The sequence below is a fragment of the Novipirellula rosea genome, from assembly GCF_039541335.1.
GTDB lineage: Bacteria > Planctomycetota > Planctomycetia > Pirellulales > Pirellulaceae > Novipirellula > Novipirellula rosea.
This window is the reverse complement of the sequence record NZ_BAABGA010000048.1, coordinates 111990-124787: the sequence shown is the minus strand read 5'-3', so window position 1 is coordinate 124787 and position 12798 is coordinate 111990. Positions and strand designations below refer to the sequence as shown.

The window sequence follows — 12798 nt, the reverse complement described above, 5'->3', positions numbered from 1 at the left end:
TCAGTGGCACGACGGGACTCGTAGCCTCGTCCACTACCGAGGAATCAGTTCACTGGCGTGATTTGTAACAAAACGCGATTGACGAAGTTATTTCCGAACAGTGTCTAAGCGGCCCAAAATGTGCACGCGTTCCTACGATGCATACAATCTTCCGTGGACGTTCGGGTGTTAGACGAAATGGTCGCTTCGAAAGTACGTTTAGGCACTGCAGGATGGAGCTTGCGAGCCGAGCACAAACTCCACTTTCCCGGAACCGGGACACATTTGCAGCGTTACAGCAACGTTTTGAATGCCGTCGAAGTGAACTCGTCGTTCTATCGCTCGCATCGTCCTCAGACATGGGCGAAATGGAGTGAAAATACGGGTGAGACGTTTCGTTTTAGCGTCAAAGCACCACGCCAGATCACGCATCATCGGCGTTTGAAAGACATCCGCGATTTGTGGGAGTCGTTTTGGAGCGAAGTCAGTCAGCTTGGTGAAAAATTGCGAGTCGTCTTGTTTCAATTGCCTCCGTCGCTGGCCTTTGATCAACAAGTCGCAAGTCAATTCCTTTCAGTCGTTCGTGAGTCTTGCCAAGGTCCCGTTGCACTGGAACCACGACATCCGAGCTGGTTCACGCCGAAACCAAACGAGTTGCTTAGTGAGTATCACATCAGTCGCGTGGCGGTCGATCCTCACCCCTGTGGGTTGTCGGCGCTTGAACCGGCGGGTGACACTCGCATCGTCTACTACCGGCTTCACGGTCACCCCAAGATTTACTATTCGAATTATTCGGACGAGTACCTCAAAGACCTGCAAAACCGAATTCACGATTGTTCGGCGGACGAAGTCTGGTGCATCTTCGACAACACGGCGGAGGGTCACGCAACCTTCAACGCGTTGCAGCTAAAACAGCTCGTCTCGGAACTCGGCGCCGACGTTTGAGTTCCCGCCGAAGTTGGAGCCAATTGGCCCGCGAATCACGCGAACAAATGCGAATAAGAGCAGCAGGACAGTTACATCCGCTTTGTGGTGATCGGTTCGCATCCGATGAAAGATCGACGATTTGCTTTAGCTTAGAACAATCACAGTGCTGCGAATCACTCCGTTTGCAATCCAGCGAGGGATCGGCGTTCGCAACGATACTGGACACTGCGATACAATCGACCTGCTGACTAATGATGAAGCTGGCGGTTTAGGACGAGGCGGATGGGCGGACGATTTCGCTTTGGGAACCTCAGTGCACCATTTTCACCGAGAAAGGCAGGAGGTTTTGCAATGACGGATGATGCGTCGATTCCTCAACGACGAGACTCGTCTCCAAGTAAGTGGGCGGTCTGGATCATGCTGATTGCCTTTATCGCCGTCTGCCTGGGGGCGGCCGGGGTTGGAGCGATTGCGACGACTTCTGAAATCGATGGATGGTACAAGACCATTGAAAAGCCGTCGTGGAATCCTTCGGCATACGTCTTCGGTCCCGTCTGGACGACACTGTACGTGATGATGGCGGTCGCTGCGTGGTTGGTATGGAAGCCCGCGGGACTGAAGGCTGCCAAGACTCCACTGACTTTGTTCGCTGTGCAGCTTGCACTGAACATAGCATGGTCGTGGGTCTTCTTTCGCTTTCACCAACCAGGCTGGGCGTTCGTAGAGATCGTGATTCTGTGGCTGGCTATCGCGGCAACAACCATCGCGTTCTTTCGGCGGTCGAAGCTTGCAGGCGGGTTGATGGTCCCGTACTTGCTGTGGGTTAGTTTCGCCAGTGTGCTGAACTTCGCGATCTGGCGGCTAAATTGACCGTGGCGTTGGTTGCCAATGATTCTCGAATTAACCGAGGATTAGCGCCCAATCGAAAAGTCAAGCGGTGCCAGATCACTTCGTGTTGACGGTTTGGGGGGATCGTTATCATCATCGATAGCTCGTCAGATCATTTCTGCAGCATCGTGTTGGGGACCCTATGACATCGTTACCGAAACGCGAGTTGGACTTTCACACCGGCGATGAAGTCGCAGCGGAGATCGAGCGACTGCGACGCCAAGGGTACTCAAGGACCAAGAATTGGAACTTGACCCAAATCTGTGAACATCTGACTTGCACGATGAGGGGTGGGATAGAAGGATTTGGTTTTCGTCTGCCGTGGATCTTGCGAGCGACGGTTATCAAATGGATTTTCAGGCGAATTCTGAGAACGCGAAAGATGTCCAGTGGACCCACGATCAAACGTTTGAAACCCAAAACGCAACTCGGTGCGGACGACGACGCGATCATCGATCAATGTATCGAAGTCATCGGCCAAGCCGAGCAGTACGATGGCTCGTTTGACGATTACCCCTTTCTTGACAATCTAAAAGCGGATGACTGGCGACAATTTATGTGGCTGCACGCAGCCCATCACCTTGGCTTCCTGATTCCCAATTCGAAGAAGAATACCCACACCTAGTGCTTCATTTGGCCTTGATTTGGGGGTGGCGGAGATCCACCTACGGACTTCCGTCGCTGGGCCGTACAAGCTACTGGGCCGTACAAGCTACTGGGCTTGCACGGGTGACTCTTCCGTGCTGTCGCGTGAACGCGCGGTACTTGTAAACTTGGTCTCGAACAGGAGGCCATCCTCTTTTCAGCCTATAGTCAGCAGCGGGCTGAGCGAACTGCGGCATTGGGAAATATCAAGCCGGGCGATTAAAATGTCCATTCACGCTTATTAGTTAAATTGTATCTTCAAAATACTCACAGCTAGGTCTGCATCATGACGCCCCCATTGTTTCCCGGTTTGAACGCAGCGTTTATGTTGATGCTGTTTTTGTTTATTGCGAATTGCGGTGCAGAGGAATCAGCTTCGGTTTCAATCTCCAAACCAGCGATTGAACAAGACGGTTCCGCCGGTTTTGAAGCGATGCTTAGCCGCGGGTACACGCCGCTGTTCAACGGAAAAGACCTTTCTGGATGGTGGAATCCGTATCCGCACGGTGAAGCTAAAGTCGTTGATGGTGAAATCCATCTGATGGCCGATGAAAAATTCTTCTTGGTCACCGAAAAGAAGTACTCGGACTTTCGCGTCAGCGTTGAAATCCACCTGCCCGAAGGCGACGCCAACTCGGGAGTGATGTTTCGTTGTCACGTCGACAAGGACGCGAAAAAGAAAGTGTATGGCTATCAAGCCGAGTGTGATGGTTCGGATCGGCGGTGGTCTGGCGGGTTGTATGACGAGTCGCGTCGCGGTTGGATTTGGCCGAGCACGAAGGGGCGATCACGGGATCAATTCCTCGAGCACGAAGAGGAATCAAAGGCGGCTTTTGCTGATCCAACGATCGCAGGTGCGCTAAATCGCGACGGCTGGAACCGGTTTGTGATCACCTGCATTGAAGACCGTATCACGATTGAACTGAACGGTGTGCCGACGGTCACGTTCCGCGATGCAACCGATGCGTCGGGGTACATCGGCATCCAGCATCACGGCGAAGATGGGCAAACCTACCGCTTCCGAAATCTGTTCATCAAAGAGTTGCCAGAGATTCCTGCGGAGGACTCGGTTTCGCTGACCGATCAGGCACCTGTATCGGTCAAGAAAATTAGCGACACAATTACACTCGTTGATTTTGGCAAAGTCGCATTCGGAAACATTGCCATGCGGGTTCCTCAAGAGGGACGTGGTGAGGGCAAAGTTCACTTTGGCGAGAAGTTGAAGGATGGCCGGATCGATCGCGAACCACCTGGGACGGTTCGCTACGGAGTGAGCCGATTTCGCAACGGCAGCGGCGAGATCGGAACGTGGATCGTGCCGACCCCGGTCGACGTGCGAAACACGGAACAAGCCGGTGCGACTGGGGCTCATCCGCCTGCGGTATTGACACCCAAGTCTTGGTTGCCCGTGATGCCATTTCGCTGGGTCGAAATCGAAAATTGGGCTGGCGAGTTCAAGCCGGAATACATCGTCCGCCGCGCCGCGTTCGCTTCTGGCTGGAATGACGACGCAAGCTCGTTTGAGTGTTCTGACGAAATGCTTAACAAGATCTGGGAACTGTGCAAATACAGCATCAAGGCGACGACGTTCGCCGGTGTCTACGTGGATGGTGACCGCGAGCGGATTCCGTACGAAGCCGACGCGTATCTGAATCAATTGAGTCATTACACCACCGACGACGACGTCGAGATGGCGGCGAGATCGTTTGATTGGTTGATTGAAAATGGAACTTGGCCAAGTGAGTGGGCGCCACATATGGTGTTCATGGCTCACGCCGAGTGGATGTATTCGGGCGATGATGAGTGGTTGAAACATCGCTACGAATCGCTGAAGGCGAAAACGTTGATGCATCGAAGTGGTGACGACGGTTTGGTTCGCAGTGAAGAAATGGATCAAAAACGGCATGACATCGTCGATTGGCCGCAAAAGGAACGCGATGGCTATGTGTTCACGGAAATTAACACCGTTGTTAATGCATTTCACATCGAAGCGATGCAGCAGATGGCCGAAATGGCGCGTGCCATTGGAAAGCACGATGATGCGAAGGCTTTTGAAGATCGAGTCGAGCTGGCCCGAGCATCGTTCCAAAAAACGTTATTTGACGAAGCTGCGGGAATCTATCGCGATGGTGTCGGCACGGATCACAGCAGCATCCACGCCAACTTCTTTCCGTTAGCGTTTGGTTTGGTGCCCGAGGACAAACTTGCGGGGGTTATCGCGTGGCTCGAAAAACAAGACATGCAGTGCAGCCCCTACGCGGCACAGTATTTCATGGACGCACTGTTCAGTAGTGGTAGCGATGAAAAGGCGATTGCGTTGATGACCGCCGATGGAGATCGCAGTTGGAAGCATATGGTCAACAGCGGAACGACGATCTCGTGGGAAGCCTGGGACCTGAAATACAAACCCAACCAGGATTGGAACCACGCCTGGGGCGCGGCTCCGGCGAATCTGTTGCCGCGATACGTGTTGGGAGTGCAGCCCGCAGCCTCAGGCTGGACGACCGCAATCATTCGCCCTCACCCAGCCGATCTCAAACACGCTGGCGGCAAGGTCCCCACGTCGCGAGGACCGATTCAACTCGATTGGCAAAACGAGGAAACGTTCACGATGTCGCTCAGTCTGCCTGAGGGGATGACGGCCAAGGTCGATCTACCCGCGGCCAACGGCACCACTGGGGTTTACGTTGACGATGAACAAGTCGCGGCGAAACAAGTCGGCGAACGTTGGCTCTTGGAAAAGGAAGTCCGCGGCGCGATCCAGATTGAAGTCCGGTGAATTTTTCCTTCCCCCGGGTTCATGCCGCCAACGCCTGACCTGGTCAAGCGGGTGACGTCGCCCCTTCGCTTTTTCGCTGTACGGCGGCACAAATATTCAAACGCCTGCGATCGACCAACTGCATCGAAGTGCCATCGGATCGAGCAGCATTATAAGTTTGAGCAGCATTTTGAATCCGCGCCCCTGAATTTCTTTGGCTCTTCATTGTTGGCGTGCAGCGGTCTCGGTCCATGCACTTTGCTGCTGGATGAGACGCTTGGAACTGCGAGTACTTATGTTGGGGGGATCACTCGCGAGGGATCACGCAGCAGTGCCGGAAGAGCGCTAGCCAGAGGATACCCCACCGCGGAATTCTGGCGCAGACAAAAAAACGGGAATTCGGTCGCTCGTGTTTCGCAGTGGGGGCGAGAAGTGCATCGCTACTCGATTGCCGGATCACAACGCTATACTTAGGTGAAATCGCTCGCCTGGAAGAAAAAAGGTAGGACTTGTGAGACTGGTAAACTTTGTGCATTCCGAGAAACTCAAGAAACGCGAGTTCGAGGATCGGCTACCGGCTCTGCGCGCGGAATTGTTAGAGGTGCAGAACTCTCTTCGTAAAGCAGATTTCCCTGTCATCGTTCTGTTTGCCGGCGTGGACGGAGCGGGCAAGAGCGAAATGGTCAACTCGCTGAACGAATGGATGGATCCCCGATGGCTGATCAATCGAGCTTACGCTAGGTCGTCCGGTTCCGATGCGGAGGTTGAGCGGCCGGTCTTTCGCCGCTACTGGCACGACCTACCGCCTCGCGGTCAGATCGGGTTGTTCTTGAGTGCTTGGTATTCACAAGTGTTGTTGGGATCGGTCGCGCAAACCGTTTCTGAATCCGAGTTCCCGAGGCATGTCGAACGAATTCGTCGGTTTGAACGCACGCTGGCAACCGACGGCGCGTTGATCCTCAAATTTTGGATGCATCTGGACAAACGGCGGCAAAAAAAGCAGCTCGAAAGATTGGAAGCGAATCCTCTAACCGCTTGGCGTGTGACGCACACGGATTGGGCACATTGGGCGATGTACAACCGATTCGTCGTCGCAGGTGATCAAATCATTGACGCAACCGATACTCCGCTCGCACCATGGCGGGTCATCGACGGTGCCGATCAACGATACCGATCGATCGCGATCGGGCAACATATTTTGGACGCGATTAAGAAACGTTTGAATGACGTTTCGCCGCCCCCCGTGTCGACGGACTACAGTCCCAGTCCTGTCAATTGGTTATCTGGTGTCGATTTAAAGCAGTCCCTCAATAAGAAGGAATACCGGCAGAGGCGAGAGCAGGCACAGGGTGACCTCAATCGACTATGTCGACAAGCCAAACAACAAAAGGTTTCCAGTATCCTGGTCTTCGAAGGCTGGGACGCCGCCGGCAAAGGAGGCGCGATACGACGGATCTTGCGAGCACTTGATCCGAGGACTTATCGAGTGATTCCGATTGCAGCGCCAACCGAAGAGGAGCACTCGCAGCACTACCTGTGGCGATTTTGGCGTCACTTACCCAGCGCCGGTAATATCACGTTTTTTGACCGTTCGTGGTATGGACGAGTGCTGGTTGAGCGTATCGAGGGGTTTGCTCGAACCGATGAGTGGCAGAGAGCCTATAACGAAATCAACGAGTTTGAGCAAGAGTTGGTCGAAAGCGGCATCATGATCTGCAAATTTTGGTTGCACATCGACCAGCAGGAACAGATGCGCCGATTCGAAGAACGCAAAACGACACCCCACAAGGCGTGGAAGTTAACGGAAGAGGATTGGCGCAATCGGGAAAAATGGGACGTGTATGAATCAGCCGTCAATGACATGATCCAACACACTAACACATCGTACGCCCCCTGGACCATCGTCCCGGCAAACGACAAATACACCGCGCGAATTCATGTGCTAGAAACCGCCTGCGAACGCTTGCAGAAGACACTGAGTGATCGTACTCGAACCTAGCTCGATCGACTGCACAAGGATTGATCGACAGACCCGGATCCTGCAACTTAGATTATGGTCCATCGCAGCTCGCCCACCGCACGCAGTGCAAGTGCATCTTCCGTAGCCCTCAAACCCCCGATCACAGCCGACTTCGTCAAATTTAAGTTCGAACTTTCCTTCTATCGCATGTATTTCAAATGACTGAGAAAACCTTTGCCCTGATCGTGTGCCTGTTCCTCGCCGCATTCCAAATGACCGACATCAACCGAGTGGATGGGGCGAACGAACAGGCGAGCGAACAAGCGAATGAGGGCCGCTCCGGTACCGCTCCAATGAATGTCCTAATTCTTTATGCCGATGATTGGCGGCATGACACGTTAGGAGTCGCTGGCAATCCGGTTGTGAAAACGCCGAATCTTGATCAGCTCGCGAGCCAGGGGATGCGATTCACTCAGAACTGCGTCACCACCTCGATTTGTGGCATCAGCCGTGCGTCGTTGTTCACGGGACAGTGGATGTCGCGACATGGCAACCAGTCGTTTAAACCATGGAAGACCGATTGGTCCGAAACGTATCCGGGCTTGCTGCGTGACAGTGGCTACTACGTTGGGCACGTTGGTAAATGGCACAACGGGAGACTTCCGGCCGAACACTTTGACTTTAGTCGTTCCTACTATGGGACCCACTGGATCACCAAGCCCGACGGTTCAAAGATCCATGTGACGCAAAAGAATGAAAACGACGCGATGGATTTCTTGAAGAGTCGGCCTACCGACAAACCCTTTTGTCTGACCGTTGCGTTTTTCGCCACGCATGCCGAGGATTCTCATCCTCAGCAGTTCCTGCCACAACCCGAAAGCATGCAGTTGTATCAGGACATCAAGATTCCGGTGCCAGTCAATGCGACCCAACAGTCGTTTGAACGGTTACCGGATTTCGTGGGCAATGAAAAGAACGAGGGACGCAACCGATGGCATTGGCGTTTCGATACTCCGGAAAAGTATCAAACGATGATGAAGAACTACTATCGATTGGCCACCGAGGTCGATACGACGTGCGGCCGAATCTTGGCGGAACTGAAGAAACAGGGAGCCGCTGAGAACACGTTGGTGATCTTCACGACCGACAACGGCTATTACCACGCCGAACACGGGTTGGCGGACAAATGGTACCCACACCAGGAAAGTATTCGCGTTCCATTGATCATCCGTGATCCGCGTATGCCACAGGAAGCTGTTGGACAAACCAATGACGAATTCACCCTCAATGTGGATCTTGCTCCGACCATCCTTGCTGCTGCCGGGATCAAGGCACCGGAAACGATGCAGGGAACGGACATCACGCCGCTGTATCTTTCCAAAACGAAGCCCCAGTGGCGTGACGAGTTCTTCTACGAGCATCCGATGCTGAGGAGCACCGACTTCATTCCTGCCTCGGAAGCATTGGTACGCAAGGATTGGAAGTACTTTTATTGGCCCGAATTCGACCGTGAGCAACTGTTCAATCTGAAAAACGATCCGATCGAAGAGAACGATCTCGCCGCCAATCCAGAACATGCGGCGCAGTTGAGCGAGATGCGAGCACGATTTGCCGAGCTCAAAGCCGCCGCCCAGTAACGTTCAATCATGTAACGTTCAATCATGTAACGTTACAATCGAATGACGCCCTATGCGATGATTTCCTTGACCACGCGACTCGGCTCGACCCCCGGCCAACATTTGTCCATTGTCTGGCGGGGGTCCCGCTTTTATTTTTGCAGACCGACGCGTCCTGAGCGAGGTAGCCTTGCGGTGGCTCGATCGTTTGGTTGTAGAACGTTCGCACATTGCCACCGACTGCCGTTGTAAACCCCGTGCGTGCCGTGACCGATCCTGAATGGCTTCGTCGATAAGGGTTGGATCGAGTCGGCTCTGGGGGGGAAACATCGTCAAATTGGCACGAGGGTACGGTTTTCCAAACCTCCTAGGCCTGTCCCATTACTTATACTTAATGGACCCGTGGTGAATGTTCGTTGAGTGTCCATTTCAAATGGGATGCAATCAAAGAGGGCGTTTAGGCAGATTGGCTTTACCTAGTAAAAAGAGCGAGCTGCGATGTTCGTCCGATTTAACGAGAGTGGGTAAACAACAAGTGCTTCTCTGGATTCGCTTTCGTTGATACCGTAATCGATCATCAAGTGCACTCATTTGGGAAAATTTCAGGGCCATGGACCAACTACGACAGATTCATTCTGATCCGGTAACTGATCCGCGTCGACTGGCCAGCTTGCGAGCCACGAAACTGCTTGACAGTGCACCGGACATTTCATTTGATCGACTGACGCGGCTGGCGTCCACACTGCTGAAATGCCCGGCAGCGGTCGTGACGCTTGTTGACGAGCACCGCCAATTCTTCAAAAGCTGTGTAGGGCTGCCCGAGCCATGGGCGACACGACGCGAGTCGCCGCTCAGCTATTCCTTTTGTCGGCAGACGGTCGTCTGTGATACTCCATTGATTGTTTGTGACTCGCATACCGATGATCGAGTCAAGGACAATCCGGCGGTAGAGGAGCTTGGCGTCCGCGCGTACGCAGGGGTGCCGATACGTGCACGCTCCGGAGAGGTGCTCGGTTCGTTTTGCGTCTTTGATGCCGTGCCACGCGATTGGACCGAGACCGAGCTTGAGATACTGCATGATTTGGCAGCGTCGGTTGAATCCGAGATCGAGCTGGTGACGCTTGCTAATCGCGAGCGAGAGCAGCACCATTTGTTGAGAGTCATTATCGAGCAGTCGCCGCTGGCGATCAGCGTCATCGACGAACACGCAACGGTCTACCTGTGGAACAACGCAGCCGAAAAAATGTTTGGCTACAAGGCATGCGAAGTGTTGGGCAAACCGTTGCCAATCGTTCCGCTAAACAAAGACGACGAATGTCGTTTTGTGCGAGAGCAATTGGCCGAAGGTAAGACGTTCCAGGGGATATCCGCCTACCATCGCCATCGCGACCAGTCGAATGTGCATGTGAAAATTGCTGCCGCGCCGCTACAGGAATATGGCGGCGAATCCGGGCGTAGTTTATTGATCTTCGACGATATCAGCGAACAGATTCACGCAGATCAGGAGCGTGAAAAACTTGTTCAACAGCTGCAAGAAGAGAGTTCGTTGATGAAAGCGTTGCTGGATCAACTCCCCGCAGGCGTCGTTGTTGCGGAAACTCCTAGCGGGCGCGTGCTGTCTGTAAACGAGCGGGCCCTTGAAATTGTGGGCGGAAAGATACCCGACAGCGTCGATCCGAATTCGCTAACGGACTTCATCGGATATCATCCAGACGGTCGCCGGTACGAGCCACAGGAATGGCCGTTGGCACGAACGATCCTTCATGGTGAATCCACTTCCAACGAAGAAGTTCTTTTCGAAACGGAACAGGGATCGATCCGCCGATTGTTGGTCAGTTCCAAGCGAGTGGTTTTGGGCGACGGAAATCAGGCTAGGGCCATCACCACCTTTAGCGACGTGACCGAGCTAAAAGAACTCGAAGCCGCTCGGTACCGCAGTGAGGAGCAAGCCAAACAGATCCTTGCCAGCAGCCAAGATTGTATCAAGATTCTCGACCTGGAGGGGCATCTGCTTTCGATGAACATCGGCGGGATGAAATTGTTAGAGATCGATGACATCCAAAAGCTGGTCGGAAAGCAGTGGATCGATTTTTGGCAGGGGGCCGACCGACAATCTGCGGCCGATGCGGTTGCTGCCGCACGCGCAGGGCGGGCGGGACGATTTCGCGGTGTTTGTTCGACTTACCAATCGAAGCTTCGAAAGTGGTGGGACGTGATCGTCACGCCGATTGCAGGAGCAGACGGAAGTCCAGAGCAGCTGCTGTCGATCTCTCGTGACGTTACCGAATCGGTGCTCGCCGAAGAGGAGCGTGAAGCCCTGATTAAACGCGAGGTTCAAGCCCGCAAAGATGCGGAAATTGCCAGAGAGAAGTACCGGAACTTAGTCGATGGCTTGGACGCGATTGTCTGGGAAGCGGACGCAAACACATGGGAGTTCACATTCGTCAGCGAACGCGCACAACAGATTCTAGGCTATCCGATCGATCAATGGCTCTCGAACACTTCGTTTTGGCCTAGCATCATTCACCCCGAAGACCGCGATGCGTCGGTTGCATTGTGTCGCAATGCGTGTAATGAATGTCGCGATCACGATTTCGAGTATCGGGCAGTAACACGCGATGGACGTTCGGTTTGGTTGCGAGATATCGTATACGTTGTTTCGGACGATGCGGGCAGACCCAACCATCTCCGCGGAGTCATGGTGGACATCACTGCCAAAAAAGAACTCGAGCGTGAGTTGCGACAAAGAGCCGACCAGTTGAGCGAAATGGATGCTCGCAAGAATGAATTCCTCGCAGTCCTTGCGCACGAACTGAGAAATCCACTGGCTCCGATTGGAAATGCGGCCGAGTTGTTGAAGTTCTGTAGTGATGACCCCAAACAGATTGCAGAAATCGGTGAGATTCTTCAGGGCCAAGTTTCCCAGCTTATTCGGCTGATCGACGACCTGATGGATATTTCGCGGATCACCCGTGGAAAGATCAAACTACAACGTGAACCGGTTTCGCTCGGCGAGGTTCTAGAGACCGCTTTGACTTCGGTTCGCCCGTCATGCATGAACCAGCAACACACGTTGCAGTCCCACATCGACGCGGCTCATTCGCTTTGCGTGGTTGGCGATCGCGTTCGTCTTGCCCAGGTTTTCACAAACATTTTGAACAACGCGTGCAAGTACACTCCGCCTGGGGGCACGATCCAGCTGTGCTGCGATGCCGTCGACGACGTAGTGGCAATCTCGATCGAAGACAACGGGATCGGAATTTCATCGCAGGATGCCAAAGGGATTTTTGAAATGTTCACGCAAGTCGAAAGCTCGGTGACTCGTAGTCAGGGAGGTCTTGGGATTGGGCTGACGCTCGTCAAACAACTGGTTGAAATGCACCAAGGCACCGTCGAGCTGGATCAAACGCGAGAGCAGCCCGGCAGCCGATTCGTGGTTCGGCTACCGCTGGCCCAGGTCGATGAAACAAAATCAGACGTTGTGGAGCCTTCGGTGTCGCCGGAGTCGCTGAAGGTTGTGGTAATCGACGACCTTCCCGCGGTGGCGACCTTGTTGGTCAAGCTGATTGAGGCGCTGGGGCATACGGTGCATGTCGCGTATAGCGCGAACGATGGGATCGAGCTGGTTCGCGAGCAAAAGCCGGACATTGTTTTTTCCGACATCTGTATGCCTGACAAATCGGGTTACGAAGTCGCACAAGCACTGAGGTCGCTTCCTGAACTCGACGACTTGAAAATCATCGCCATGACCGGCAATGGGCAACCCGAAGATATTCAGCAAGCCCGCGAGGCCGGATTCGACCAGCATCTAGTTAAGCCCGCAAGCGTTGCGGTGCTGCGACAAGTCTTTGACGAATTTATTGCCGTGCGTGCAAAACAACGCGCCGTCAGCCCCAACTAGAACACGCGTGTTCTCAGGACGGTGACAATGCGGCCAATGAAAGTCTTGACGACTTCTGCTGCGCTAAATTAGCACAATCCCTATGCGAAAAAATCCTTCACCGCGTAGGCAAAACGGCTAACGG

The 12798-nt window shown here is 53.7% G+C and carries 7 protein-coding genes; all 7 read left to right on the top strand.

Annotated features, from left to right (window positions below; genetic code table 11):
• The first annotated feature begins 177 nt into the window (after window positions 1-177).
• On the top strand, window positions 178-924 hold the full coding sequence (locus ABD971_RS19415) for a DUF72 domain-containing protein (RefSeq protein ID WP_345324755.1): 747 nt from the start codon (window positions 178-180) through the stop codon (window positions 922-924).
• 333 nt (window positions 925-1257) lie between these two features.
• Complete coding sequence (locus ABD971_RS19410; protein ID WP_345324753.1) at window positions 1258-1776, top strand: TspO/MBR family protein; 519 nt, start codon at window positions 1258-1260, stop codon at window positions 1774-1776.
• 160 nt (window positions 1777-1936) lie between these two features.
• A complete protein-coding gene (locus ABD971_RS19405; protein ID WP_345324751.1) occupies window positions 1937-2419 on the top strand; it encodes a DUF1569 domain-containing protein in 483 nt (160 codons plus the stop codon).
• A gap of 306 nt (window positions 2420-2725) precedes the next feature.
• Complete coding sequence (locus ABD971_RS19400) at window positions 2726-5218, top strand: family 78 glycoside hydrolase catalytic domain (protein ID WP_345324749.1); 2493 nt, start codon at window positions 2726-2728, stop codon at window positions 5216-5218.
• Between the two features lie 490 nt (window positions 5219-5708).
• Window positions 5709-7196, top strand: coding sequence for a polyphosphate:AMP phosphotransferase (gene pap / locus ABD971_RS19395; RefSeq protein ID WP_339938178.1), 1488 nt, complete (start codon window positions 5709-5711; stop codon window positions 7194-7196).
• A gap of 179 nt (window positions 7197-7375) precedes the next feature.
• Entirely contained in the window at window positions 7376-8794 is a 1419-nt protein-coding gene (locus ABD971_RS19390; RefSeq protein ID WP_345324746.1) for a sulfatase family protein, read from the top strand.
• Between the two features lie 589 nt (window positions 8795-9383).
• Window positions 9384-12674: a PAS domain S-box protein gene (locus tag ABD971_RS19385; protein WP_345324744.1), complete on the top strand. Its 3291-nt coding sequence runs from the start codon at window positions 9384-9386 to the stop codon at window positions 12672-12674.
• Window positions 12675-12798 lie beyond the last annotated feature (124 nt).